This window comes from Sorangium sp. So ce131 (assembly GCF_051519095.1).
Classification (GTDB): domain Bacteria; phylum Myxococcota_A; class Polyangia; order Polyangiales; family Polyangiaceae; genus Sorangium.
This window is the reverse complement of sequence record NZ_CP150455.1, coordinates 6,131,771-6,158,066: the sequence shown is the minus strand read 5'-3', so window position 1 is coordinate 6,158,066 and position 26,296 is coordinate 6,131,771. Positions and strand designations below refer to the sequence as shown.

At 73.5% G+C, this 26,296-nt stretch carries 19 protein-coding genes and 2 tRNA genes; 14 read left to right on the top strand and 7 right to left on the bottom strand.

What is annotated here, in order from left to right; genetic code table 11:
* Window positions 1–33 precede the first annotated feature (33 nt).
* Both WMF43_RS22380 and WMF43_RS22375 read right to left on the bottom strand, forming a co-directional pair.
* A complete protein-coding gene (locus WMF43_RS22380; RefSeq protein WP_437683162.1) occupies window positions 34–621 on the bottom strand; it encodes a response regulator in 588 nt (195 codons plus the stop codon).
* A gap of 3 nt (window positions 622–624) precedes the next feature.
* A complete protein-coding gene (locus tag WMF43_RS22375; RefSeq protein WP_437683161.1) occupies window positions 625–1,542 on the bottom strand; it encodes an NUDIX hydrolase in 918 nt (305 codons plus the stop codon).
* 536 nt (window positions 1,543–2,078) lie between these two features.
* On the opposite strand from WMF43_RS22375, the gene WMF43_RS22370 reads away from it, so the two are divergent.
* Window positions 2,079–2,441 carry a TraR/DksA family transcriptional regulator gene (locus tag WMF43_RS22370; RefSeq protein ID WP_437683160.1) on the top strand — a complete coding sequence of 121 codons (363 nt, stop codon included), beginning with the start codon at window positions 2,079–2,081 and terminating at the stop codon, window positions 2,439–2,441.
* A gap of 142 nt (window positions 2,442–2,583) precedes the next feature.
* Here WMF43_RS22370 and uvrA read toward each other — a convergent pair whose 3' ends face one another.
* Window positions 2,584–5,544: an excinuclease ABC subunit UvrA gene (gene uvrA, locus WMF43_RS22365; RefSeq protein WP_437683159.1), complete on the bottom strand. Its 2,961-nt coding sequence runs from the start codon at window positions 5,542–5,544 to the stop codon at window positions 2,584–2,586.
* 322 nt (window positions 5,545–5,866) lie between these two features.
* Between uvrA and WMF43_RS22360 the strand changes: the two genes are divergently transcribed.
* From WMF43_RS22360 to WMF43_RS22315, 10 genes are all read left to right on the top strand, one after another.
* Entirely contained in the window at window positions 5,867–6,946 is a 1,080-nt protein-coding gene (locus tag WMF43_RS22360; RefSeq protein WP_437683158.1) for a formylglycine-generating enzyme family protein, read from the top strand.
* A gap of 1 nt (window position 6,947) precedes the next feature.
* On the top strand, window positions 6,948–7,946 hold the full coding sequence (locus tag WMF43_RS22355) for a formylglycine-generating enzyme family protein (RefSeq protein ID WP_437683157.1): 999 nt from the start codon (window positions 6,948–6,950) through the stop codon (window positions 7,944–7,946).
* An 87-nt stretch (window positions 7,947–8,033) separates the two neighbouring features.
* Window positions 8,034–8,107: transfer RNA gene (locus WMF43_RS22350), tRNA-Ile, on the top strand.
* A gap of 35 nt (window positions 8,108–8,142) precedes the next feature.
* Window positions 8,143–8,898, top strand: a complete 756-nt coding sequence (locus WMF43_RS22345; protein ID WP_437683156.1) for a zinc ribbon domain-containing protein — start codon at window positions 8,143–8,145, stop codon at window positions 8,896–8,898.
* Between the two features lie 14 nt (window positions 8,899–8,912).
* Window positions 8,913–10,232, top strand: a complete 1,320-nt coding sequence (locus WMF43_RS22340; protein ID WP_437683155.1) for a serine/threonine-protein kinase — start codon at window positions 8,913–8,915, stop codon at window positions 10,230–10,232.
* A gap of 193 nt (window positions 10,233–10,425) precedes the next feature.
* A complete protein-coding gene (locus tag WMF43_RS22335; protein WP_437683154.1) occupies window positions 10,426–10,902 on the top strand; it encodes a hypothetical protein in 477 nt (158 codons plus the stop codon).
* Between the two features lie 153 nt (window positions 10,903–11,055).
* The gene (locus tag WMF43_RS22330) at window positions 11,056–13,320 is read left to right on the top strand and encodes a PrkA family serine protein kinase (RefSeq protein ID WP_437683153.1); all 2,265 of its coding nucleotides are present in this window, start codon (window positions 11,056–11,058) and stop codon (window positions 13,318–13,320) included.
* Window positions 13,321–13,328: 8 nt separating this feature from the next.
* On the top strand, window positions 13,329–14,123 hold the full coding sequence (locus WMF43_RS22325) for a TatD family hydrolase (protein WP_437683152.1): 795 nt from the start codon (window positions 13,329–13,331) through the stop codon (window positions 14,121–14,123).
* Window positions 14,124–14,216: 93 nt separating this feature from the next.
* Window positions 14,217–15,629, top strand: a complete 1,413-nt coding sequence (locus WMF43_RS22320; RefSeq protein ID WP_437683151.1) for a TonB family protein — start codon at window positions 14,217–14,219, stop codon at window positions 15,627–15,629.
* 116 nt (window positions 15,630–15,745) lie between these two features.
* Window positions 15,746–15,822: transfer RNA gene (locus tag WMF43_RS22315), tRNA-Met, on the top strand.
* A 59-nt stretch (window positions 15,823–15,881) separates the two neighbouring features.
* Here WMF43_RS22315 and WMF43_RS22310 read toward each other — a convergent pair.
* Window positions 15,882–17,582 carry a L,D-transpeptidase gene (locus tag WMF43_RS22310; RefSeq protein ID WP_437683150.1) on the bottom strand — a complete coding sequence of 567 codons (1,701 nt, stop codon included), beginning with the start codon at window positions 17,580–17,582 and terminating at the stop codon, window positions 15,882–15,884.
* A 163-nt stretch (window positions 17,583–17,745) separates the two neighbouring features.
* Between WMF43_RS22310 and WMF43_RS22305 the strand changes: the two genes are divergently transcribed.
* A complete protein-coding gene (locus WMF43_RS22305) occupies window positions 17,746–18,360 on the top strand; it encodes a protein-tyrosine phosphatase family protein (RefSeq protein ID WP_437683149.1) in 615 nt (204 codons plus the stop codon).
* Here the strand turns inward: WMF43_RS22305 and murJ are convergent.
* Window positions 18,329–20,002: a murein biosynthesis integral membrane protein MurJ gene (gene murJ / locus WMF43_RS22300; RefSeq protein ID WP_437683148.1), complete on the bottom strand. Its 1,674-nt coding sequence runs from the start codon at window positions 20,000–20,002 to the stop codon at window positions 18,329–18,331. The genes WMF43_RS22305 and murJ overlap by 32 nt on opposite strands.
* A 66-nt stretch (window positions 20,003–20,068) precedes the next feature.
* Complete coding sequence (locus tag WMF43_RS22295; protein ID WP_437683147.1) at window positions 20,069–21,496, bottom strand: alkaline phosphatase family protein; 1,428 nt, start codon at window positions 21,494–21,496, stop codon at window positions 20,069–20,071.
* Between the two features lie 355 nt (window positions 21,497–21,851).
* On the opposite strand from WMF43_RS22295, the gene WMF43_RS22290 reads away from it, so the two are divergent.
* Window positions 21,852–22,760, top strand: coding sequence for a hypothetical protein (locus tag WMF43_RS22290; protein WP_437683146.1), 909 nt, complete (start codon window positions 21,852–21,854; stop codon window positions 22,758–22,760).
* 454 nt (window positions 22,761–23,214) lie between these two features.
* Window positions 23,215–24,741 (top strand): sigma 54-interacting transcriptional regulator, encoded by a 1,527-nt coding sequence (locus tag WMF43_RS22285; protein WP_437683145.1) that lies wholly within the window; start codon window positions 23,215–23,217, stop codon window positions 24,739–24,741.
* 13 nt (window positions 24,742–24,754) lie between these two features.
* Here WMF43_RS22285 and WMF43_RS22280 read toward each other — a convergent pair whose 3' ends face one another.
* Complete coding sequence (locus WMF43_RS22280; protein WP_437683144.1) at window positions 24,755–26,293, bottom strand: phytoene desaturase family protein; 1,539 nt, start codon at window positions 26,291–26,293, stop codon at window positions 24,755–24,757.
* Window positions 26,294–26,296: the final 3 nt, after the last annotated feature.

Sequence of the window (26,296 nt, the reverse complement as noted above, 5' to 3'; positions counted from 1 at the left end):
AGCCGCGCCGCGCGGGCGCCGCCCGCGCGGCGCTCAGCTCCGCTCGAGGCCCATGAGCCGCTCGAGCGAGTCGCGCAGCTCGCTGGCCTCGCCCTTCTTGATGAAGTCGTACGCGCCGGCCTCGGTCGCGTTCTTCTTCATGTCCTCGTTGTTCGAGTAGACGATACAGCGGATGTGCGAGGTCGCGTCGATCGACCGGAGGCGCTCCAGGCAGCGCACGCCGTCCAGCCCCGGCATCATGATGTCCAGGATGAGCGCGTCGGGCTGGATGTTGCCCACCGCGACCAGGGCGTCGAACGGGTCCTGGAACGTCGTCAGGTCGAACCGCCGCGAGAGGGTCTTGCGGAGCGCGGCGAGCACCGCGGGGTCGTCATCGACCACGACGACCTTCGGCTTGCCCATCCGCAGGATCTCCGGGATGGGGTAGCCGTACTTGCGGAGGAAATCGAGCACGTCCAGCCGCCGGAAGCGCAGGTGCCGCCCCGGCGTGCGGAAGTGGCGGATTTCCCCCTTGTCCGCCCAGTTGTGGATGGTCTTGAGGTCCACCTGACAGAAGCGCGCGACGTCGCTCGCGGTGAACAGCTCGGGCTGCGTCGTGTTCTCTTTCGGGTTCGTTTCCATGGCTCACTCCTCGAGATCTGGCGTCGCCGGCGCGGAGGGGGCGTTCGTCCGGGGGACGTCGAAGCTGGTCGTGGATCCGGGGTCTCGTTCCTGTTCGATGTGGATCGGGGATCCACGCGCGCAGGGCTCTTCGGCGATGAAGCGCCCGTCGCGCAGGACATAACGGGTCGGACCCGCCACGCGCCGCTCGCGGAGCTCGTGCGCGGGGTCGCCCGGCAGCGCGAGGTAGGGCGGCTCGGCGCCGTCGCCCGGGACGAAGCGCGGGCAGATCGGCGCGAGCGTCTGGCGTTCCGCCAGCGCCACGGCGCTGCGCACGTCCGCGGCCGCGGCGAGGAGCTCGAGCGTGCGCGCCGTCGGCGGCGCGAGAAAGAACTCGCCACCCGCGGCGCGCTCCAGCACCTCGCGCGGCGCGGCCCAGAGGCTCATCGTCGTCTCGTGCCCGTCGTGCCGCCCCACCTGGCCGGGCGGCAGCGGCAGCAGGAAGAAGCGCGCGTCGAAGCGGCGCGGCTCGGCCTCCGGCGTGATCCATCGCGCCCACGGGACGAGCGCCGAGAGGGCGAGCTTCAGGCCACGTCGCCCGAGGACCTCATTGAGCGGCGCCCCGGCGGCGAGCTCCCGCGCCACGGCGTCGACCTCGTCCCCGGACAGCGGCCGATCCACCGGCACGATCGCCCCTTCTTCCAGCGTCTCGCGGCACGCCGCCACGCACAGCGCCCGCGCCGCCGCCGCGTCGGCCGCGAACGCCCCGGCGCGCGCGCGCGCCGGGGGCTCGGTCGCCCGATCCGCCCAGACCTCCGCGCCGTCCTGCGCATCCACTTTCCCACCAGGGAACACCACGGCGCCGCCCAGGAAGCTCGAGCTCGCGTGGCGCCGGACGCAGAACACCTCGAGCCCAGCGCGGCCGTCACGGAGCACGATCACCGTGGCGGCATCGCGGGGTCGGACAGGGGTTCGGTTCTGATCGAAATCCAGCAATCTAGGATAAATTTGTTCCACGTGAGCTGTCTTTCGTCAAACCGTCCGCTGCCTCTCATTTCTGGCGTGCTCTTGCATGAGCATGCCTTTTCGGGGAGGGAACGGCCGCTTCTTCCGGCCGCTCGGGGACTGCCTGCAGACGCTTTCCAACCTCTCCCGACATCGATGCCGCAGCGCGCGAGCCGTCGCGGCCGCGCTGCGGGAGCGGCGAGAACGGGCGAAGACGGGCGAGGACGGGCGAAGACGACGAAGACGGCGCGGACGCGGGCAATCTCTGCCATGGGCGGGGCGTCGTTGACCGGGGCGATGCCCACCACTAGAATCCCGCGCCTCGCATTTTCCGGGGGGAATATCTGGCCTTCCGGACATGTCGCGGAGGCGTTCGCCCCGTTCCGCAGCAGGGGAGCAGCGACCCGCGGCTTGCATGCGCCAGGGGAGCTCAGACGGCAGCGCCGGACGGCGCATTCGACGCGAGAGGACCTATGAACAAGGCCCAGCTGAAGAAGTTCAAGACCCTGCTTGAGACGAAGCGCGACGAGATCGTCAAGAAGGCGAAGCAGACGCTGACCGAGGACATGATGCTCGACGCGAACGATCTCCCGGACGAGATGGATCTCGCGTCGAGCGAGTACCTCCAGTCGTTCACGTTCCGCCTCCGGGGCCGCGAGAAGTCGTTCCTCGACAAGATCCAGAAGGCGCTGGTCAAGATCGAGGACGGCTCGTTCGGCAAGTGCGAGGAGTGTGAGGAGGAGATCTCGGTGAAGCGCCTGGAGGCGCGCCCCGAGACGACCCTCTGCATCCGCTGCAAAGAGGACCAGGAGCGGGTCGAGAAGGACTACGGCTGACGCCGCGCTGCGCGGGGAGGCCTCCCGGGGCGGGGGCCTCCCGGCGCGGGCGGTGCCTCCGCGTCGTCGGGCGTGCGCGCCCGCCGCGAGTCCACCCCGCGTGGACCGGGCGGGCCCACGCCCGTGCTGCTATTTGCGGGTGCTATTTGCGCGTTGAAGCGCGGCCGCGCGGCGCCTGCGGGCCGCGGCGCTTGGCCGCCGCGAGCACCTCGCGCAGGTAGGCGCCGGTGAACGACGCCTCCTCCTGCGCCACGTCCTCCGGGGTGCCCGCCGCCACGATCGTCCCGCCGCGCTCGCCGCCGTCGGGGCCGAGATCGATCACCCAGTCGCTGCAAGCGATGACGTCGAGGTTATGCTCGATGACGAGGACGGTGTTCCCGGCGTCGCGCAGGCTCATGAGGCTCGCGGTGAGCACCTCGATGTCCGAGAAGTGCAGGCCCGTCGTCGGCTCGTCGAGCACGTAGAGCGTGCGGCCCGTGGCCTTGCGCGCGAGCTCGCGCGCGAGCTTCACGCGCTGCGCCTCGCCGCCCGAGAGGGTCGTCGCCGGCTGGCCCAGCGTGATGTAGCCGAGGCCGACCCGCGCGAGCGCGGCGAGCCGCTCCCGCACACGGGGGAGCGCCTCGAACTGCTCGATCGCCTGCTCGACCGTGAGGTCGAGCGCGTCGGCGATCGACATCCCGCGGTAGAGCACCTCGAGCGTCTCGCGGTTGTACCGGCGGCCCCCGCACGTCTCGCACGTCACGAAGATGTCGGGGAGGAAGTGCATCTCGATGCGGAGCACGCCGTCGCCCTGGCAGGCCTCGCAGCGGCCGCCCTTCACGTTGAACGAGAAGCGGCCCGCCTTGTACCCGCGCGTCCTCGCCTCCGGCAGGCCCGCGTAGAGCTCGCGGAGCAGCCCGAAGACGCCCGTGTACGTCGCCGGGTTCGAGCGCGGGGTGCGCCCGATCGGGGCCTGATCGATCGAGATCACCTTGTCGATGTGCGAGAGGCCCTCGACCCCGTCGCAGGCGCCGATCGGGGCGGAGCTCCGGTAGAGCTCGCTCTTCGCGGCCGGCAGCAGCGTGTCGACGATGAGGCTCGACTTGCCGGAGCCGGACACGCCCGTGACCGTGCAGAACAGGCCGACGGGGATCTCGGCGGTCACGTTGCGGAGGTTGTGGGCGCGCGCCCCGGCCACGCGGATGGAGCGCCCGTCGGGGCGCCGGCGCTTCGTGGGGATCGCCAGCTGCTTCTTGCCGCTGAGGTACGGGCCCGTGATCGACGCGGGGTTCGCGCTGAGCTCCTCCGGGGTCCCCTGCGCCACGACGTGGCCGCCGTGCACGCCCGCGCCGGGGCCCATGTCCACGACGTGGTCGGCCGCGAGGATGGCGTCGCGGTCGTGCTCGACGACGACCACGGTGTTGCCGAGGTCCACGAGCCGCCGTAGCGCCTCGAGCAGGCGCGTGTTGTCGCGCGCGTGCAGGCCGACCGAGGGCTCGTCGAGGACGTAGAGCACGCCGACGAGCGCGGCCCCGATCTGCGTCGCGAGCCGGATGCGCTGCCCCTCGCCGCCGGAGAGGGTCTGCGCCGAGCGATCCAGCGTGAGGTAGTCGAGGCCGACGTCGATGAGGAACCCGAGGCGGGCGATCACCGCCCGGAGCAGCGGCTCCGCGATCGCGCGCTCGCGCGGCGCGAGCGCGCTGTCCGCCGGGGCCTGGCCGGCGGCGGCGTCGCCGGAGGGGCGCGGCGCCCCGTCCTGGGGCGGCATGAGGCTCTCGAGGAAGACGCGCAGCGTGCGCAGCGGCAGGGTGCCGACGTCGGCGATGTTGCGGTCGCCGAGCCGCACCGCGAGCGCCTCCGGGCGCAGGCGCTTGCCGTCGCAGGCGTCGCAGACCCGCGTGATGACGAAGCGGCCGATCTCGTCGGAGAGGACGGCGCTGTCCTCCTCGGGGTCGGCCTCCTCCTCGTCGGAGAGGGCGGGCTCGCCGCTGCTGAGCAGGCGCTCGAGCCGCGGGATGATGCCCTCGTAGGCCGCCCGCTTCTTCCCCCGCCCGCCGCCGGGCTCGCTGCCCTCGAGGATCGCCTGCCGCACGGAGGCCGGCAGCTTCGCCCACGGCACGTCCGGGTCGCAGCCGAGCGCGCTGACCGCCCGGTCCGTCTCCGTGGCGAGCGCGAGTGATCCGCGGCGCCCCCAGGCGACCACGGCGCCCTCGCGGAGCGTCCGCCGCGTATCGGGGACCACGCGATCCGGATCGATGCGCGTCCGCGCGCCGATGCCGTCGCAGGCCGGGCAGGCGCCGTGCGGGCCGTTGAACGAGAACATCCGCGGCTCGATCGGCGGCAGGGAGATGCCGCAGTCGATGCACGCGAAGCGCTCGCTCATCCAGAGCGGCTCGATCTTCATCCCCTCGCTCGAGATGTCGACGAGCAGCCGGCCCTCGCCGAGCTTGAGGGCGAGCTCGACGGAGTCGGTGAGCCTGCCCTTGATGCCCTCCTTGACCACGATGCGGTCGACGACCACGTCGAGGTCGTGCGCGCGCGTGCGATCGAGGACGATCTCGTCGCCGAGGTCGACGACCTCGCCGTCGATGCGCGCGCGCACGAAGCCCTCGCGGCGCAGCCGCTCGATGTCCAGCTTCAGCTCGCCGCGGCGGCCCCGCGCGATGGGCGCCATGATCGTGGCCCGCGTCTTGTCCCCGAGATCGAGGATCCGGTCGACGATCTGCTGCACGGTCTGGGCCTCGATCCGCTTGCCGCACGCGGGACAGTGCGGGGTGCCGACCCGCGCGAAGAGCAGGCGCAGGTAGTCCGAGATCTCGGTCACGGTGCCGACCGTCGAGCGCGGGCTCTTCGCGAGCGCCCGCTGCTCGATCGCGATCGCGGGCGAGAGGCCCTCGATCGACTCGACGTCGGGCTTGGACAGCTGCTCGAGGAACTGCCGCGCGTAGGCGGAGAGCGACTCGACGTAGCGGCGCTGCCCCTCCGCGTAGATGGTGTCGAACGCCAGGGACGACTTTCCCGAGCCGCTCGGGCCCGTGATCACCACCAGGCGGTCGCGCGGAAGCGACACGCTGACGTTCTTGAGGTTGTGCTGCCGAGCGCCTCGAACGACCAGTCGATCCATAGGGGGAACCGGAGAGCTATCACACACGGAAGCGGGCGTGGCGGCGCTCCTGCGCGCGCGCCGCGCGCCCGGCGCGTCCGCTCGGCACCGCCGCTCGCCGCGGGGGCACCGCCGCTCGCCGCGGGGGCACCGCCGCTCGCCGCGGGGGCATCGCCGCTCGCCGCGGGGCATCGCCGCTCGCCGCGGGGGCATCGCCGCTCGCCGCGGCGCGCCGGGCATGGCGTTCCGGATGTCCTGAAATTCTTCTCACGTCGCTGCGCTGCCAGCTGGACTATGACGGGGCGCGCAGGGTGACGTGGAAGCGCGTACGGGGAGTGTCCTGATGGCGATCGGCGCTGGCGCAGCGCTGGGCCTGGTCGCGCTCGGCGCGCGGTACGCGCCCGAGGTGGGCGCGCTGCTCATGCCGCCGCCGGGGTCAGGGCGCCCCGCCACACCCGCTGCCACCCCCGCCGCGCCGCAGCCGGCGGACCCGGCGGCGCCGGCAGAACCGGCGGCGCCGACCGACGCGCTGGCGACACCCAGCGCGCCCGCGGGCCCGGGCGAGGCGGCCGCGCCCGGGCCGGATCCGCGCCCCGGGCCGGAGGTCCCGGGCGGCGCGGGCCCGCGGGCCTCCGCGGCTCCGGTCGTCGACCGCTTCGCGGACGACCCCGTGGCGCGCGCCGCGTGCCCGGACGACATGACGCTCGTGGAGGGCGACTTCTGCCCGTCGATCCCCTACATCTGCGCGCGCGCCGCCGAGAAGGGGACCGGCCACGGCTGCCCCGAGTACGCGCGCGGCGCCCGCTGCCTCGAGCCCACGGATTACCGGCGCTTCTGCGTCGACCGCCACGAGTGGCCGAACCGGGTGGGCGAGCTCCCGCGCGTCTTCGTCAACTGGTTCGAGGCGAAGGCGCTCTGCGCCTCGGCCGGCAAGCGGCTCTGCCGGCGCTCCGAGTGGATCCTCGCTTGCGAGGGGCCGAAGCGCCTGCCGTATCCTTGGGGGTTCATGCGCACGCCCAGCCCCTGCAACATCGATCGCGCCGCGATCGCGTTCGATCTGGACGCGATGATGGACGAGGACACGCGCGAGGCCGAGGTCGCCCGGCTCTGGCAGGCCGATCCGATCGGGTCGCACCCGGACTGCATCAGCGCCTACGGGGCGTACGATCTCTCCGGCAACGTCGACGAGTGGACCGACAACCTCGCCGACGATCCGTCCACCGCGCGCCCGGCCACGCTCAACGGGGGCTACTGGGGGCCCGTGCGCAACACGTGCCGCCTCACGACCGACGGGCACGGGCCGACGTTCAAGTTCTACCAGGCCGGCTTCCGCTGCTGCGCCGACACGGTCGACGGCGTCCACACGCCGCCGCCGCGGCCGTTCATCGAGCGCGACCGCGAGAAGGACAGCGTGTACGACTGACATGCGCGAGCGCCTCGCCTTCATCGCCGCCCTCGTCGTCGCCGCGCTGGTGAGCGCGATGCTCTTCGCGCCCCGCTACCGGCGGCGGGCGGCCGAGGCGGCGGCGGCGAGCGCGGGGCCGCCGGCGAGCGCGGCGCCGCCCCCCGCGCCGGAGCCCCCGCGGCCGCCCCCGGCGCCCGCCCCCGCGGCGCCCCCGCCGCCGCCCGCGTACGTGCGCGTCAACCCGGCGAGCGCCGCGGCGTGCCTCGGGGGGATGGTGCTCGTCGACGGCATCTACTGCCCCTACGTCGGGCACCACTGCGCCGCGTACATCGACGAGGAGAAGGACGTCTGCGCGCGGTTCGAGCCCGAGGTGCTCTGCGAGGGGCGCCTCCAGCGCCGGCGCTTCTGCATCGACGTCTTCGAGTACCCGAACATCGAGGGCGTCCGCCCGGCGGTGATGGTCAACTGGCTGGAGGCGAAGCGCGCCTGCGAGGTCGAGGGCAAGCGGCTCTGCACCGTCGAGGAGTGGGAGTTCGCCTGCGAGGGCCCGCAGATGTGGCCCTATCCCTATGGAATTGCTCGGGATCCTGGCGCCTGCAACATCGACCGGAAGATCGCGACGCCCGTGCTCGAGACGTTCGGCGATCCGTGGAAGATCTCCGCGGAGGTCGAGCGGCTGGACCGCCGGGTCGCTTCCGGGGAGATGCACCGGTGCGTGAGCCCCTTCGGCGTGCGCGACATGACCGGCAACGTCGACGAGTGGGTGAACAACGAGCTCGGAAAGCTGGACGACAAGCCGTTCCGCTCGACGCTGAAGGGGGGCTACTGGGGGCCGATCCGCTCGAGGTGCCGCCCCGTCACGTCGACGCACAACCGGTGGTTCCGCTTCTACCAGGTCGGCTTCCGGTGCTGCGCCGACGCGCTCGACGGGGCCAAGGCCGTGGCCCCCGCCGACCGGAGCGTGCGCATCCCGCGCCGCAGCCCGATGGCCGATCCGGGCGGGCGGCAGGGGCCGTGAAGGCCTTCCAACCGCGCGCCGCTTGGACTACGTTGTCGGCCGGTGCGAAAGTGGGCGGACCCGGACGGGGTTTCGCCTTCGGTGTCAGGGCCTATAGCTCAATCGGTCAGAGCCCCCGGCTCATAACCGGGCTGTTCCTGGTTCGAGTCCAGGTGGGCCCACGAAAGCCACGAAACTGCAGGAGACAAGGAAGCACGTGAGCATCCGCGAGCAGATCGCATTCCTCGAAGAGCTGTCGGCCATCGACAGCGACATCCGCCGCATCGATGAGCAGCTCGACAAACAACGCGGCAGCCTGGAAGGGATGCGGTCCGAGCTGCAGCGGCTAGAGGAGCGGCTGAAGGGCGATCGGGAGACCCTGGCAGCGATGGAGAAGACCCGCTCCGAGCTCTCCATCGAGCTCCGCCAGATGTCGAACCAGATCGAGCGCTCGCGGGAGAAGCTGCAGCGCTCGCGGAACGAGCGCGAGTCGAACGCGGCGCAGCGCGAGATCGAGGAGCTGCGCAAGCTGCACCGGGATCGCGAGGAAGAGATCGAGCGCCTGAACTCGGCCGCCGAGGGCGCGCGCGCGGCGATCGAGCAGGCCGAGGCGAAGCGCGTGGGCCTCTCGGGGGCCATCGACGGCAGCGCGCCGGGGACGCAGGCGTCGCTGGCGGCGCTCGACATCGAGCGCGCCCAGCGCGCCGAGGCGCGGCAGCAGGTGGTCAGCAAGCTGCCGGTCGTGCTGTACCGCCGCTACGAGTCGATCCGCCAGCGCAGGCCCGTCGCGATCGCCCGCACGTACGACGGCACCTGCCTCGGCTGCCACCTCTCCGTGCCCCCGATGATGTTCCAGAAGATGCGCCGTCAGGAGGAGTTCGAGCGCTGCCCGCACTGCGCCCGGATCCTCTACTACATGCCGCCGGAGCCCGCGGCCGGCAGCGCGCCGCCCGCGGATCCGTCCCGCACCTGAGCCCCGGGTGCGGCTTGAAGACCTGCGCCGCCTGCTACAGGCTTTTCTCGAACGACAGCGGCTTCTGCCCGATCGACGGCCAGCGCCTCGTCCCGGTCGCCGAGGCGACGCCGCCGAAGCACCCGGATGACCAGCGCGTCGGCGCGACGCTCTGCGGCGGGCGGTACCTGGTCTGGCGCATCGTCGCGGACGGGGGCATGGGGCGCGTCTACCAGGCGCTCGATCGTCAGGCCGGCCGCAGCGTCGCGCTCAAGATCCTCCACCCCGAGGTCGCGCTCGACGAGGTGAGCCTCGAGCGGTTTCGCCGCGAGTTCGAGGTGAGCGCCTCGCTGCCCCACGAGCACATCGTCGAGGTGCTCGCGTTCGAGAGCACCGAGGACCAGAGCTTCGCGCTCGTGATGGAGTACCTCGAGGGCGAGGAGCTGCGGACGGTCCTGAAGCGCGACAAGGTGCTGCCGCCGGAGCGCCTCGTGCGGATGTTGTCGCAGCTCGCGCTCGGCCTCGCAGAGGCCCACGAGCGGAAGGTCGTCCACCGCGATCTCAAGCCGGACAACATCTTCCTCGTCGGCACCCACGACGGCGACCGGGTGAAGATCCTCGACTTCGGCAGCGTGCGCGACAACAGCGAGGGCGCGAAGAAGCTGACCGTCGTCGGCACGACGATCGGGTCGCCCTTCTACATGTCCCCCGAGCAGGCGCAGGGGCTCCTGACGCTCGACCATCGGGCCGACGTCTGGTCGCTCGCGGCGATCGTCTTCGAGTGCGTCACGGGGCGGGTGCCGTTCAGCGCGCCGACCGGCCCGATGATCCTCGTGGCCATCCTGGGCAAGGACCCGGCGCGTCCGAGCGAGGCGGGCAAGGCGTACGGGGTGCCCGCGTCGCTCGATCCGGTGATGGAGGCGGCGTTCATGAAGGATCCGGAGGCGCGCCTCCCCTCCGTCGGCCTGCTGGCCGATCGCGTGGGCCAGGCGTACGGGCTCGCGGGCTCCCACCGCGACTGGGCGTACACGCCGCAGCAGGAGCTCGCCGCGAAGATCCGCGCGGGGATGCAGGCCATCGTCGGCCACCCGCAGCACGCCGCCGGGAGCGCGGGCGTCGTCCGCCCGGCGGCGGACTACCGGGGCCTCGCCGCGGCCGTCGCGCCCGCTGCCGCGGCCGTCGCGCCCGCTGCCGCGGCCGTCGCGCCCGCCGAGCCCTCGCCGGTCGGCGCCGAGGCGTTCGCCGAGGACATCGTGATGGGCGTGCCCCAGCGCCTGCCGCGGTGGGTCGTCCCCGCGGCCGCAGGCGCCGCGGTGGTGATCTGTGCGCTCGTCGCCCTGCTGCTCGCGCGCTGAGGGCGCGCGCGGGCCCATTCCAGCGCGCCGCGGCAACCCGCCGTCGCGCGCGGACCCCGCCGTCGCGCGCGGACCCCGCCGTCGCGCGCGGACGTCGCGCGTTCGCGCGGACGCCGCCCGTGTGTTATTTGAATTGACTATGAGCACTCAGCCTTCAACTCGGACCCGCAAGCTCTCTTCCGCCGCGACGTGCGTGGTCGCACTCGCCGGGCTCGGCCTCCTCGGCGCTGGCTGCAGCCAGAGCGAAGCAGCGACCGTGCGCGGCGCCGCAGCCGACGCCCCCGCACCAGCTCCCCAGCAGGGCGGAAAGTCGAAGGTCGAAGATGCGGTCTACACCCTCGAGATGAAGACGACGGGGACGTACAAGGCCGGTCAGGAGGGCGTCGTGGAGGTGTCGCTCCTGTCGAAGGGCGACTACCACATCAACGACAAGTACCCGATCAAGTTCAAGGTCGCCGAGGCGGCCGCCGAGGGCGTCTCGTACCCGAAGCCCCTGCTCAAGCGCGAAGACGGGGTGTTCGAGGAGAACAAGGGCGTCCTCAAGGTCCCGTTCGTCGCGGCCAAGAAGGGCAAGACGAAGGTGGCGGGCGTGCTCTCCTTCAGCATCTGTAGCGCCGCGAACTGCTTGATGCAGAAGCAGGAGCTCGAGGCGGCCATCGACGTGCAGTAACCCGAGCGGTAAACTCGGCCTCACGTGAACAACGACACCTCCGGTCGCCGGGGGGGCCAGCCCGGCGAGGTCGGCCCCAGCCAGACAGTCCAAGGCAGCGCAGCGGAGCGGGCGCGAAGCGCGCTCTCCGAGCTCGACGTCATCGCTTCGGCGATGTCCCGACGCTTCGGCGAGGAGCAGCGGGTCCTCTCCTTCCAGCAGTACCTGGAGCTCTTCGCCTCCAACCCCGTCCGCTTCGGGCGCGACGCGGCCCGCTACGTCCGCGACATGTTCGATCATTTCGGCACGCGGACGGTGAAGAAGCCCTGGGGGGAGCTGACCCGCTTCCAGCTGTTCGATCTGCCGTGGGAGGACCCCGCGGCCGGATCGGCGCAGCCCGGCGCGGGGTCCTACCGCGGCCGGGACTTCCCGCTGATCGGCCACGAGGAGCTCCAGGCGGAGGTCTACCGGGTGCTCTGCAACTTCGTGCGCGAGGGCAGGGCGAACCGGCTCGTGCTGATGCACGGCCCGAACGGCTCGGCGAAGAGCACGCTCGCCGCCTGCATGCTGCGCGCCCTGGAGCACTACTCGACCCTCGACGAGGGCGCGGTCTACCGCTTCCACTGGGTGTTCCCGAGCCGCAAGACGATGCGCGGATCGATCGGCTTCGGCGGCGACACGAAGGCGAGCGCCGCCGACGGGACCAGCTACGCCCACCTCGCCGACGATCAGATCGACGCGCGCCTCGTGATCGAGCTCAGGGACCACCCGCTCTTCCTGCTCCCGGTGCGCGAGCGGCGGGCGCTCGTGCTCAAGCTCTACGAGGCCGCCGGGGCCGCGGAGCCGCCGCCCGAGTGGCTGATGAGCGGCAAGCTGTCCCACAAGAACCAGCAGGTCTTCGAGGCGCTGCTCGTGGCGAGCGGCGGATCGCTCGTCGAGACGCTGCGGCACGTGCAGGTCGAGCGGTACTTCATCTCGCGGCGCTACCGCGTCGGCGCCGTCACGATCGGGCCGGAGCTCTCGGTCGACGCCGGGGAGCGGCAGATCACGGCGGATCGCTCGCTCGCCTCGCTCCCGACCTCGCTCCAGGCGACGACGCTCTTCGAGGCGCACGGGGAGCTCATCGAGGCGGCCGGCGGCGTGCTCGAGTTCAGCGATCTCCTGAAGCGCCCGATCGACGCCTTCCGCTACCTCCAGCTCACGCTGGAGACCGGCGAGGTGAGCCTGCCGCAGCAGACGGTGCAGACCAACGTCGTGATGGTCGGCAGCGCCAACGACGTGCACCTCAACGCCTTCCGGGAGCACCCGGAGTTCCCGAGCTTCCGCGGGCGCTTCGAGCTCCTGCGCGCGCCGTACCTCCGGAGCTACGTCGACGAGCAGGCGATCTACGACGGGCAGATCGTCCCGTTCGTGACCCGCCACGTCGCCCCGCACGCGACGCGCGTCGCCGCGCAGTTCGCCGTGCTCACCCGGATGCGGCAGCCGGAGGCGAAGCGGTACCCGGACGCGCTCGCGCCGCTCGTCTCGAGCCTCACCGCGGTCGAGAAGATGGAGCTGTTCGCGACGGGCACGGCGCCCGAGCGGTTCGACCCGGAGGCGCAGAAGGTGCTGCGCGCGGGCATCGAGGCCATCTACCACGAGAGCGACGCGTCGGTGGACTTCGAGGGGCGGCTCGGCGTCTCGCCGCGCGAGGTGCGGACGCTCCTGCTCGACGCGGCGCAGAGCGAGGACCACGGCTGCCTCTCGCCGTTCGCCGTCCTCTCGGAGCTCGACGCGCTCTGCAAGCGGCAGTCGGAGTACGACTGGCTCAAGGAGAAGCAGCTCGCGGGCGGCTACCACGACCACCGGCTCTTCCGGGAGGTCGTGCGCACGCGCCTCCTCGACACGATCGAGGAGGAGATGCGGACCGCCAGCGGCCTCGTCGACGAGACCCGCTACGCCGAGCTCTTCGACCGGTACATCTCCCACGTGGGCGTCTGGGTGAAGGGGGAGAAGATCCGGAACCCCCACACCGGCGATTTCGAGAACCCGGACGAGCGCATGATGCGCGAGGTCGAGGCGCTGCTCGGGATCCGCACGAAGCACGACGACCACCGGCGCGGCCTGATCTCGACGATCGCGGCGTGGGCGATCGATCACCCCGGCCAGAAGATCGTGAACGCGGTCGTGTTCCCGCAGCAGATCCGCAAGCTGCGCGAGGCGGTGTTCACGGAGCGGCGCAAGGGCGTGGCGCTGCTCGTCCGCGACCTCGTCGCGCTCCTGCGCGACGCGCAGGGCGACGGCAAGCCCGAGAAGGGCTGGGGCGAGCTGCGCGAGGAGGAGCGCCGGAACGCGACGCGCGCGCTCGAGCGGCTGCACGGCATGGGCTACTGCGACCGCTGCGCGCTCGACGCCGCGAGCGCCCTGCTCCGCGCGCGGTTCGCGGAGCTCGTCACCTGAGCCGAAGCATGCTCATCGACTCGCACTGCCACGTCGATCCGCACCACTTCCGGGAGGGCGCGGACGCCGTCCTCGACCGCGCGCGCGCCGCCGGCGTGGGCGCGTTCGTGGTCGTCGGCGTCGACGCCGATCTCTCCGCGGCGCGCTTCGCCGTTGAGCTCGCGGCGCGGCGCCCCGACGTGCACGCCGCGGTCGGCGTCCACCCGCACGACGCCGCCGCCGTCGACGATCGCATGCTCGCCGAGCTCGAGGAGCTCGCGCGCCGCCCCGAGGTCGTGGCCGTCGGCGAGATCGGCCTCGACTACCACTACATGCACTCGCCGTGGGACACCCAGCAGCGCGTCTTCGGCGACCTGGTCGCGCTCGCGCGCAGGGTGAAGAAGCCGATCGTCATCCACACGCGCGAGGCCCCCGGCGACACGCTCGAGATCCTGGAGCGCGCGGGGGCGAGCGAGGTCGGGGGGATCATCCACTGCTTCTCCGAGGACCGCGCGTTCGCCGAGAGGGCGCTCGCGCTCGACTTCGACCTCTCGTTCTCGGGGATCGTGACCTTCAAGAGCGCGCGGGCCATCCAGGAGGTCGCCGCGTCGGCGCCGGGGGACCGGATCCTCGTCGAGACGGACAGCCCCTACCTCGCGCCGGTGCCGCTCCGCGGGAAGCGGTGCGAGCCGGCGCACGTGCTGCACACGACGCGCTTCATCGCGGGGCTCCGGGGCGAGCCCTTCGAGGCGCTGGCCGCGCGCACCGCCGAGAACACCCGCAGGCGGCTGCGGCTCCCGAACGCCGCCGCGTCCGCCGGCTGAGGCGAGCCTCCGCGGCCGGCCGCTGAGGTGCGCCTCGGCGGCCGGCGGCTCCGCGCTCGCGCTCCGCGCGTTTCGAGGCATAGTGACAGGACGATGGCGCAGGGGTCACGCGACGGCCGCCGGATCGCCTCCGCGTGGGCGCTCTCCGTCGCGGCCCACGCAGGGCTCGTCGGCGCAGGCGCGCTCGCCGTCGCGAGCTCGCTCTCCGCGCGGGAGGTGGCGCTCGCGCGGAGCATCGGCGCGCCGGCCGCCCCGAACGCGCCGATCGAGATCGAGCTGCCGGTGGTCTCGGACGGCACGGTCGACACGGCGGCCGCGCTCGCGCCGGAGCGGCCCACGAGCCTGGATCGAGGGGGAGGGGAGGGCGCGGCGCGGCCCGACACCGGCGCGCGCGGGCGCGGCGGCACGGACGCCGCCGAGCTGCCCGCGCTGAACCTCGCGGACAGGGACGACGGGACCTTCCTGTCCCCGGAGGTCCGCTCGCGCCTCGACAGGAGCCAGATCCAGCGCATCCGGTCGGCGTCGCAGCGCGCCTCGCGCGAGGACTGGCGCGCCAGCCGGGAGCCGATGGAGCTCACGTTCCTCGCGGGCGGCCGCGCCGGCAGCCGGGCCGAGCGGCGCAAGCCGGCCGAGCGCGACCCCTCGGTCGGGGCGCGCGACGGCGGCGCGCCCGCGCGCCTCGGGAGCGCGCTCGGCGCGGCGGCGCGACCCGCGGGCGTGGAGCGCGCGGACGAGGCGCCCAGCGCCGCCGCGCCGCCGCTGCCCCGGGGCGCGAGCCCGCGCGCCGCCGGCGGGGCCGTGGAGGGCGGCGAGCGCGCGTCCGCGGGGCTGGGCGTGCGCGACGGCCGGCCGGGCGAGGACCACCGCGACAGCGCGGCGGTCCCGCTGGCGCGGCCGATGGTCGCGGTGGGCACGCCCGCCGTCCCCGCCGACGTCGCGGGGCGCCCGAACGACACGGTGGACAGCGAGCAGGAGGTGGCCACGGCGATCCAGTCGCTCGTCCACGCCAGCTCCGCCGGGGGCGCGCGCGGGCCCGGTCCGGGAGGAGAGGCAGGGCCGGGCGCGACCGGCTCGGGCGGCGCGGTGGGCCCGGGGTCGCGCTCGAGCGCGCTCGGCTCGGGGCGCGGCCGGCTGCTGGACAACGACCCGCGCGATCGCCGGCGCAGCCTCTACATGCGGCAGGTCATGGCCAAGCTCGACCCGCTGTGGGCCAACGCGTTCCCCAAGTGGGCCGCGGGCGAAGGGCTCCAGGGCACCGTGATCGTGACCTTCGTGATCCGCGCGGACGGGACCGTGGCGAGCGCGTCGATCACGCGCCCGAGCGGCATCCCCGAGTTCGACGAGAACTGCCGGCGCGCGGTGCTGCGCGGCGCGCCGTACCCGCCGGTGCCCCCCGAGCTCGGAGAGAGCTTCCGCTGGTCGATGCCCTTCGAGGCAAGGAACCCGGCGGTCCTGCCGCGGCATCCCGCGGCGCGACGGGGGCAATCGGGCGAATCAGGTGGATGAGGGAAATCAGAGCGCTTGTGGCCCTCGATGACGCCCCTTGTCGACCCGCCGCTGCAATGCGTAGGACATCGCTTGACAACGTGAGACCAGGGCGGTACTAGTCCGCCCTCACTTCTGCCGAAGTAGCTCAGTCGGCTAGAGCAGGCGTTTCATACGCGCCGGGTCGGGGGTTCGATTCCCTCCTTCGGCACCAGCAATGGTGGCAGTACATCGCTGGGCTCCGTCCAGGAGCCCAGCGATCTTGGCCGAGCTTCAAGGTCGGACGTGGACGATGGTCCCGCTGTCGTCGTCGCCGTACACGACGTGCCAGCCCTCCGGGACCTGCGGCTCCGCCCACAGGAACAGGCGCCGCGCGTCGATGGGCGTCAGCGCGATGTCGTGGAAGCCTTGCGCTTCGCCGACGCCGGCGCCCCAGTACATGCCGGTGAGCGCGTGGCCGGGCGCGAAGTCCATCACCCAGGGGGCGTCGGCGATGTCGAAGCCGTCGGCGACCTCGCGGGGATCGATGGCGCGCGTCACGTGCTTGCTCCGCACGCGGAAGGTGCCGCGCGCGGTGGACGCGCTCGACTCGGGGTCGCGGAGCTGATCGCGGCCGGACGAGATCAGCGTGGCGTAGATCGGCTTCTGGCCCTCGTAGGCCGTCAGCGTCTGGTTGGCCAGGCTGACGTCGAGCCATCGCTGCGATCCCTTGGCGAACTCGGGGAGCTTGGTGCGGCGCACGACGACCATGAGATCCTGCGCGCGGAGCCAGTAGCCGTCGCGCGCCTCCTCGAAGCGGACGCCGTCCACCGTCCTGAACTTGCCCGTGAGCGGCACCCCCGTGTGCCGGTCGAGCTCCTCCTCGTTGCGCGTCGCCTTGCCGCGGCCGAGCGACCACGTGGAGACGTCGTGGCGATGGATGAACGCGACAGGCAGCCCGATCTTCTCGAGATCCAGGCCGTGCCACGGCGATCCGAGCGCGGCTTGCAGCCGGTCGGTCGGGATGAGCCGGCCGTCCGGCGTCACGCCGAACCTGCGGCCGTCGGCCTCTCCCGCGGTGACGGCGCGCGTGATCGCGACGCCGCTGCCCTTGCGCAGCGCCGACGTCTTGAGCGCGGCGCGCAGGTCCACGCGCGCGGCGTCCTTTGCGCCGAGCTCGACGCCCAGCACGGCGAGCGGCGCGAGCGGCGCGAGCGCGTCGGCGACGGGAAACACGAAGTAGCCTGACTCGGTCCTCCGCCCATCCGCGCCGATGCCGTCCCCGCCCGGCAGCAGCACCGGCGGGCCGGCGGCGACGCCGCGCGCGTCCAGCGGGACGTCGTTGGCCGACGCGCCGAGCTGCGCGTCGGCGCGCTGCACGCGGTCGAGGTGGCGGTCGAGATCCGGCTCGGCGTGCCGCAGCTCCTCGCGGCCCGGCACCCCGACGTACGCGGGGGTCCCCTGGGTCCGAGCGCGCCCGTAGCGGTAGGGGAGCGGCCGCGAGAGGTCCGGCGGCGACGGCAACACCGAGAGCACCTCGCTCTGCAGCGTCGCGCCGTCGCCTGCGCAGACGAAGCCCCGAGGGCGGATCGCGTACCAGCCCCCCGGGCACCCGGCGCGGCCGTACGGCTCCGACGATCGGACGACGGCGGCCCCGGGAAAGAGCTCGCCCAGCCTGCGCGCGCCCGCCTGCGGGCGCGCGAGCACGGGCGTCCCTGCGCGCAGCGCGACCAGCTTGGGGCCGTCCGCAGGCAGCGCGGGGACCTCGAGCGCGCCCTCGTCCCTGGCCTGCTCCCTGGACAGCTCGACCGTCGCGCCCGCCGCGTTGCACCCGGGCGCGGCCAGCGCCGCGAGCAGGCCGACGACCGCGCTCCCGCCGGCGCACGCCTCCGCGCGGCGAGGAGGGTGGCGTCGCGGCGCGCCGGAGAGCGGCGCGCGGAGGGCCGGGGTCATGGCCGACCGGAGCAGCTCGGTCGGCGTGGAGGCGGGCGGCATCGGTGGACGGATGCCCGATCCTCACGGCGCGGGCCAAGTTCGACGGCGTCGCGCGCGCGGCGCTCGCGGCGCGGCGCTCGCGGCGCGGCGCTCGCGGCGCGGCGCTCGCGAGGGCGCCGCCCGGCCGCTGGCGCCGCGCCCGCGCCGGCGCCATGAGAGGCGCGTGCGCCTTCGCCCCGCGCTCGTGTGGCTCCTGATCGCGCCGTACGCCGTCGTTTTCTACGCTTTCCTGGCGGCGCGCCGCGCCGCCGCGTCGCTCCGGCCGCGCCACCCCTGGCGTACGTGGGTGAGCCCGAGCCTGCTCGTCGGCGGGTTCCTGCTCCCGGGCGACGTCGCGGAGCTCCGCCGCCTCGGCGTCCGTGCCGTGGTCAACGTGTCCCGCGAGCTCTACGACCCGGTGCTCGCGCTGCGCGCGGCCGGCGTCGAGTACCTGCGCGTCCCTTGCTGGGACATGTGCTCCCCGACGCTCGAGGAGGCCGCGCGCGGCGTGGCGTTCCTCGAGCGCCACCTCCGCGCCGGCCATCGCGTCCACGTCCACTGCGCGAGCGGCGTGGGGAGGAGCGTCGCGCTTGCGCTCTGCTACCTCTCGACCCGCGGCGGCCTCGGGGTCGACGAGGCGGTCGCCCTTCTCACGCGGCTGCGCCCGCGCGTCGCGCTGCGCCGGACGCAGCGAGAGTTCGTCGAGCGTTACGTCGCCTGGCACCGCGCGCAGGCGGGGGATCCCGCGGGCGCCGCGCCGCCCGCGGTCACCTCCTGCGCAGGAGGGACCTCAGGCTGAAGAGCCCCAGGGCGGGCGCCGCGACGGCGAAGGCGCCGCCGCACGCCGACAGGACGAGCGCTGCGCCCCAGGGCGTCGCGGCGAGCGCGTCCGGCAGCGCCGCCCTCATCGCCACGCCGGCGCCGACGGAGGCCGCCGTGAGCGCGGCGACGCGGCCGATCCGGATCTGATCGAGCCCGAGGCCGCCGATCTCGCGCCGCACGCGGCGCGCGAGGGCGATGGCCTCGACCCATCCGGCGGCGACGGCGCCGAGCACCACGCCCAGCACGTCGAGCCGCTGCATCAGGAGGAGCGCGAGGCCGGTGCTGACGAGCACCCGGTAGGCCGCGTAGCGCGCCGGGGTCCTCGTGTCCCCCAGCGCGAACGAGGTGGTGATCAGCACGCGCCCCGAGGCGTTCCCGAGCAAGGCGAGCCCGTAGGCGCACACGAGGGGCTCGACCCGCGCCGTCGACGCGCGATCGAACGTCCCGGTCTGGAGCAGCAGCGTGATGAGCTCCCGCCCGAGCACCATGAACACGGCCGTGGTCGGCACGGTCAGCACCGTGATCCGCGCGAGCGACGCCCCGAGGCGCCGCGACAGCGCCTCGTTGCGGCGCGCGACGTCCGCCTCCGCCGTGTCGCGCGCCATCTCGGGCAAGGCGACCGCGGCCTCGCCGACGCCGAGGACGCTCATCGGCAGGAGGTAGATCGTCTGCGCGTAGTTGAACGCCGCGTTCGCGCCGGCGCCGAGGAAGCTCACGAGCAGCGTGTCGACGAGCCCGGAGACCTGGATGATCCCGCGCCCGAGCAGCGCCGCCGGCAGCTTCGCGCCGGCCTCGCGGACGCTCGGCGCGCGCGCGTCGAAGCGCGGCCGGAGCCCGCCGAGCAGCGAGCGCGCCGAGGGCAAGAGCAGCGCGAGCTGCAGCGCGGCGCCGCCGAACGCGCTCCACGCGAGGGCCTCGGCGAGCGGCTCGCCGCGCATCCCGAGCCACGCCCCGCACGCGAGCAGCCCCGCGATCTGCGCGGCGCTCCACGCGACCGGCGCGGCGTAGGGCAGGAAGAACCGTCGGTGCGCGTTCAGCACGCCGAGCCCCCACGCCGACAGCACGAGCAGGCCGGTCATCGGGAAGATGATCCGGACGATCCGGGTCGTGCTGGCGAGCTTCTCCTCGTCGAAGCCCGCGGCGATCAGGAACGACAGCCACGGCGCCGCGGCCACGCCGAGCGCCGACGCGGCCGCGGCCGCGGCGAGCAGCAGCCCGAGCGCCGAGAGCGCGAAGTGCGCCGCGCGGCGCGCGTCGCCGGACGCCCGGAGGCGCGCGTACACCGGGATGAACGTGGCGGACAGCGTCCCTTCGCCGAGGAGGTTCTGCGTGATGTTGCCCGCGCGGAACGCCGCGGCGAGCACGTCGGCGATGTCGGACGTGCCGAAGAAGTGCGCCGTCACCCGCTGCCGGATGAGCCCCACGAGCCGCGAGAGGACGATCCCGGCGGTGACCATGGCCGACGACCGCGCCGCGCTCGGCGCCGCCTCCGACCCGGCCGCCGGCGCGCTCGCTCCCGCGGGCGCGCTCGCTCCGGCCGGCGCGCCGGCGCTGGGGGCAGCGGGCGCCGGCGGGGTCGCTGCGTGCGCGGCGGCGCGCGGATCGGGGTCGGTCGGCACGGCGGCGCTTCTATCAGACCTCACGCCGCCGGGCGACCTTGCGCCAGGGGGCCGGCGGCCGGCGGATCAGTCCCGGATCCTCGCCGCGCCGAGCCGCTCGGCCTGCGCGAGCACCCGACGCGCGATCTGCGGGCCCTCCCCGCGACGATCGAGGTGCCGCGGGATGAGCCCGCGCTCGGCCATCTCCCACAGCTCGGGCTGGGAGATCCGGCCCTCCGTCCGCGCGCGCAGCTGCGACAGCGAGATGTTGACCTCCGGCAGGAGGATCGGCGCCTGCGGGTCGCGGAGGAGCGCCGGGTCGATGCAGCACGAGAGGTCGCTCGTGCCGCGCTGGCGCGCGTTCAGCGAGGGGATGCCGAAGCGCGTCTCCAGCGTGCGTGCGATCGACACGTGGTCGAGCACCGTGCTCACCGCGCAGCCGCGGCGGACGAACGGGCCCGCGACGATCGACGGGACGCGGAACCCGAGCTGGGCGAACCGCGGATCATCGTCCGTGGTCGCGGGCGGCGGGACGTGGTCGAAGAAGCCGCCGTGCTCGTCGTACGTGACCACGAGCAGGCACTGGCCCCACTGCGGGCTCCGCGCCAGCGCGTTGTAGACGCTGGCGAGCAGCACCTGCCCGAGCTGCACGTCGTGGTCCGGGTGATCGTCGTTGGCGGTGGCGCCGAAGAACTGGGGGTCGATGATGGAGAAGGCCGGCAGGACCCCCGCGGCCGCGTCCTCGAAGAAGCGCTCGATCCCGGAGACGCCCTTGAACTTGAAGTACGCGCCCGAGCACCACGGCACGTCGTGGTAGTAGTTCCTGTTCGAGATCCCGGCGTCGCTCAGCAGCTCGAACACGCTCGTGAAGCTCCTGAGCGGCGTGTTGCTGGAGACGCCCTGCGACGTGGCGCCGTGCAGGTAGAACCTATTCGGCCAGGTGGGGCCGAGCACCGCGCTGAACCAGCGCTCGCAGACCGCCGACACGTCCGCGAGCGCGTAGAGGATCGGCAGCTGTTCCCGCACGTGATACCCCATCACGTCGCGCTGATCCGGCCCGGCGTGGGCGGTCACGAACCCGTCGTTCAGCCCCTGGTTCCACTGCGCGTGGGCCGCGTCCCAGCTGTGCGGCGGGTCGGCGGGCGTGAAGTTGTCGAGCTGGAAGGGCGCGATCAGCGATCCGTCCGGCGCGACATTCCACTCCATCCCCGTGAGCCCGTCGAGCTGCCTGCCCTCCTTCAGCCGCAGCGCGCCGAGGTAGTGATCGAACGAGCGGTTCTCCATGCAGAGGACGACGATGGTGCTGATCGGCGCGAGCAGCTCTGCAGGGCTCAGATCGCTGGGCTGCGCACATCGATCGATCTGTGCGCCGCCGCCCGCGCCGCCCGCTCCGCCGCCGCCCGCCTCGCCGGTGCCGTCCGTTCCTCCGCCCGCGCCCGTCCCGCCGGATCCATCGCTCCCGCCGGACGTGCCGGTGTTCTGGGGGCCGTCCTCGTGCACCGCCTCGCTCCCCACGGCGCCGCATCCAAATGTCGCGGCGCCGAGCGCAGCGCCCAAGCCCGTCAGCACGTCGCGGCGCGTGCGGGCAGAGGGCAGAGGATCACGCGGTGATGCATTCTGTTTTTTCATCACACACAGGATCCCCAGGAATGCGGGGCTGCGGAAGGACTTTTGACGACGAGCGGCCTGTGATCGAGGAAACCTTCCTTTTCGCAGGGGGAGAGGGATGGTATGGAGAGGAATCGCGGACCTCTACGTCCGCACTCGATCCGCCTTCATGAGCTCGACTCCAATCCCACCTGGGCCCGCCGGCGCGGGCGCCGTCGCGAACGGCCGGCCGCTTCGGCCGCTGCGCCTGTGCATCGTGGACATGAACAATGGCCATGTGAATCAGGCGATGCGCTGCCTGCGCGGGATCGCCGCGACGTTCTTCGAACGTGTCCAGACGCACAATCCAGGCGTGTTGTGCGAGATCGTGGAGGTATCCCCCCGGGATACCAATGTCCCCATCCCTACCGACTGTGATCTGTACCTCTCGTCGGGGGGGCCTGGCTCTCCGTTCGACGGCGAGGGGGAGCCCTGGACGCGCGACTTCGGGCGCCTGGTCGACGGCGTGGTCGAGTCGGCGATCCGGGGAGGAGCGGACCGGCGCGCGCTGTTCGCGATCTGCTACTCGTTCGAGCTCGTCGTCCATCACTACCGGCTGGCCGACGTCGTGCCGCGCGCCGACCGCAAGTTCGGCGTCATGCCCGTCTACACCACGCCGGTGGGCCAGCAGCACCCGCTGCTGGCCCCGTTCGGCGATCGCCTCTTCGCGTTCGAGCATCGCAACTGGGAGGCGGTGAACCTCGATGGGCACCGGCTGGGTTCGCTCGGAGGCAAGCTCCTCGCCCTCGAGAGCCGTGATGGCGTCTCGAAGGGCCGGGCGATCCTCGGGCTGCAGGTCGCGCCCGGCGTCGAGGCGGTCCAGTTCCACCCCGAAGCCGATCGCGCGGGCGTCATGGCCTGGGTGGCCCGCCCTGAGCAGGCGGCCGCCTTCAAGGCGACGTACGGCGAGGTCACCTACCAGGCGATGCTGCGCACGTTGGACGATCCCAGGCGGCTCGCGCGCACCTATGCGCTCGTCATCCCGGGCTGGCTCGGGCGCTGCTTCAACGAGATCGCCGCGCACCGCGGCTACGCGGAGCTCCCGCCGCTCGAGGACGCCCCGTGCTCGCGCTTCGGCGCGCACTGCCGCGCTGAAGAGGCGGCGCGCGCGCGCGAGGTGCCGCGCCTCTGAGGCGAAACGGGAAGGAAATCGAGCGGATGCTGCGCTGTCGTGCCGAGGCGCCCGCCGCGTCGACGATGTCGCTGCGGCCCTGAGACGCTGACGACACGAACGGCGCGAGCCGCGCAGCGCGGACGAGGCGCGCTGCGGCCGCCGGCGAGCGGGCCGCTCGCGCCTTGCGCGATGGCCTACCGGCGGCTTATGGTCATGGGGTCAAAGGATGAGCGCGAGCAGGGCTCGCGGGCCGGCACCGGTGGCCGGCGGGTCCTCGGGCACGCATGAGAGAGAACGCATGAATCACTCGCGCCCGACCGCTCCGAGGAGCCCACCTCCGCCGGACGTCGGCGGCGCGGGCGCGCCTGAGGAAGGACACGCGGGGGGCGACGCGCCCGTGGAGGCTGCGGCCCCGCCGGGACCCGCGCCGGCCGAGGGGCCAGCGGCGCACGAGGACCGGGGCGAGGCGCACATGAGCGAGACGGACCCGATCGCCGTGTCGCAGGTCCGGGATGCGCTGAGGGAGCTGAGCCGCGGGCGCGGGCCGCAGCCGCACGTGCTGCTCATCGTCTACCACCGCCAGGGCGCCGAGACGGTGCGGCTCAACGAGGGCGTCGGCGTCGTCATCGGCCGGGATCCCTCCGCGGACGTCGCGATCCCCGAGCGCAGCCTGTCGCGCCGCCACGCGCGCTTCACGTTCCAGCGCGGCGACGTGCTCGTCGAGGATCTCGGCTCCACGAACGGCACCTTCCTGGGTGGGCAGCGCGTCGAGCAGGGCATCCTGAAGCCCGGCGACGAGGTGGTGCTCGGCGAGATCACGGCGTCGCTCCGCGTGATCGCGAGCGCCGAGCTGCCGGTGCTCAACTTCGACGCGCTCGACGCCTCGCGCGCCGCGATGGACCCGGGTAGGCTGCCGAAGGCCGGCTCCCCGATGGGCGGCCCGACGCCGGCGGGCGGGCTGCGCGCGGTCAACGACGACGGGCTCGTGATGCGCAGCCCCGCCATGCGGCCGGTGCTCGAGACCGCCATGCGCCTCGCGCGATCGTCGGCGCCCGTGCTGGTCCAGGGCGAGACGGGGACGGGCAAGGACGTGCTCGCGCGGCTGATCCACGAGGCCGGCCCGCGCCACAGGAAGCCGATGATCCGCGTCGGGTGCAGCGGCATGCCCGCGCAGCTCCTGGAGAGCACGCTCTTCGGCCACGAGGCCGGCGCCTTCCCCGGCGCGACCCAGGCGCAGGAGGGCGTGTTCGAGACCTGCGCGGGCGGCACGGTGGTGCTCGACGAGGTGGGCGACCTGCCCCCCTCGTGCCAGGCCGCGCTGCTGCACCTGCTCGACACCCACCGGACGGTCCGCGTCGGGTCGACGAGGCCGATCGAGGTCGACGTGCGGATCGTCGCGACCACGCACCGCGATCTCGAGGCGATGTGCGAGGCGGGCGCGTTCCGCGCGGACCTGCTCTACCGGCTGAACGCGGTGCCGCTGCGCATCCCCCCGCTCTGCGAGCGGCGGGAGGACATCGGGCCGCTGGCGCAGCGCTTCCTCCAGCAGGCGAGCGAGGCCCACCGGCGCAACGTGCGCTCGCTCGATCCGGAGACGCTCGCGCTGCTCGAGCAGTACCCCTGGCCCGGCAACGTGCGCGAGCTGCGCAGCGCCATCGAGCGCGCCGTCGTCATCGCGCGGGGGAGCGTCATCACGCCGCTCGATCTGCCGGAGAGCCTCCACGCCCTCGCGGCCCGCAAGCGCTCGACGCCGCCCCCGCCGGACCGGCCCGTCGTGGAGGTGGCGCCGCCCGGATCCGCGCCGACGATCGGGCTGAAGGCGCAGATGGATCGCCTGGAAGCCGAGATCATCCTCGACGCGCTCCGCGCGACCAACGGCAACCTGGCGATGGCGGCGCGGCGGCTCAGGATGCCGCTGCGCACGCTGCAGGAGAAGATCGCCAGCCAAGGCCTGAAGCGCTCCGACTACCGGGACGGCCCGCCCTCGCGGTCGAAGTAGCGGCCCTGAGCCCTCACGGCGGGGTGGCGCTCGCGGCGCCGCCCTCGTCCTCGAGCACCGCCAGCGCGGCGTTGCGACCGCAGGCGCCGTGGACCCCGGCGCCGGGGTGCGCGTAGGACGAGCCCAGGTAGAGGCCGCGGACCGGCGTTCGGTAACGGTAGTAGGGGAACACCGGCCGGAAGAAGAGCTGATGCCGGATGTCGGCCGAGCCTCCGCCGAGGTCGCCGCCGATGAGGTTCGCGTCCATGGCCTCGAGATCGTCCGGCGCCCAGATCGTGCGCGCCAGGATCCGCCGCCGGAAGCCGGGGGCGAGCTCCTCGATGCGCGCCTCGATGCGGTCGGCGAAGCGCTCGCGCGCGGCGGCCCAGCCGCCCTCGATGGAGGAGGGGACGCGCGAGTAGGCCCAGAGCGTGCGGCGCCCGGCCGGCGCGCGCGTCGGATCGGCGAGCGACTGCTGCCCGATCACGAGGTAAGGGTGCTCGGGGAGCGCGCCGGCGCGCACCTGCCGCGTGAACTCGGAGAGATCGTCGAGGCTGTCGCCCGCGTGTACGACCGCCGCGCGCGCGGCGTCCTCGTGCGACCAGGGGACGTCGCCGTCGAGCGCCCAGTCCATCTTGAAGGTGCCGAACCCCTGGCGGAACCGGCGCATCGCGTGCTGGATCGGCAGAGGGACGAGGTCCTCCGCGAGCAGGCGGAGGTAGAGCGTCGGCGCCGCGACGTCCGCGACGACCGCGCGGCGGGCGCGGATCTCCTCGCCGCCCGCGAGCCGGACCGCGGCCGCGCGCCCCTCCCGGACGACGATCTGCTCGACCCGGGCGCCGCAGCGGACGCGGCCGCCGCGCTCCTCGACGCGCCGGAGCAGCGCGCGCGTGATCGCGCCGGCGCCGCCCTCGGGCACCGCGAAGCCGCCGCTCGACGCGAGCACGGTGAGCATGAAGCCGACGATCGCGCCGCACGGGTCGTCAGGGCCCACGTCGGTGTGCAGGGCGAGCCCGGGGATCACGCGGCGGGCCGCCTCGGTCCGGAAGGTGCGCGTCGAGAAGCCGCGGCCGCTCGAGAGGGCCACCTGCGCGAGGCGGAGCAGGTTGAGCGGGCCGAAGCGGAGCATCTGGCCGAGCGCGGGCGGCGTGGACAGGAGCGCGTCCAGCATCTGCTCGCGCGTGCGCGCGTGCCAGCCGGCGATCCGGCGCCACGCCGGGCCGTCCTCGCCGAGCGACCTCGCGCTCGCCTCGAGGTCGCGCGCGATCGACGCGCACGTCCCGTCGGGCGCCGGGTGGGCGCTGTCGATCGGCGCGTGCTTCCAGACGAGGCCCGCCCCCGGCAGATCGAGCGGCAAGAACGCGGGGCTCGTCTGCCCGAAGGGGAAGAACGCGGCGCCTAGGTCGTGGTGGAACCCCGGCAGCGTCACCTCGCGCGTGCGCACGGCGCCGCCCGGCTCCTGCTCGGCCTCGAGCACGAGCACGGAGCAGCCCGCGCGGGCGAGGTACGCCGCCGCCACGAGGCCGTTCGGCCCCGCTCCCACCACGACCGCGTCAGGGTCTCTGCTGCTCATGTT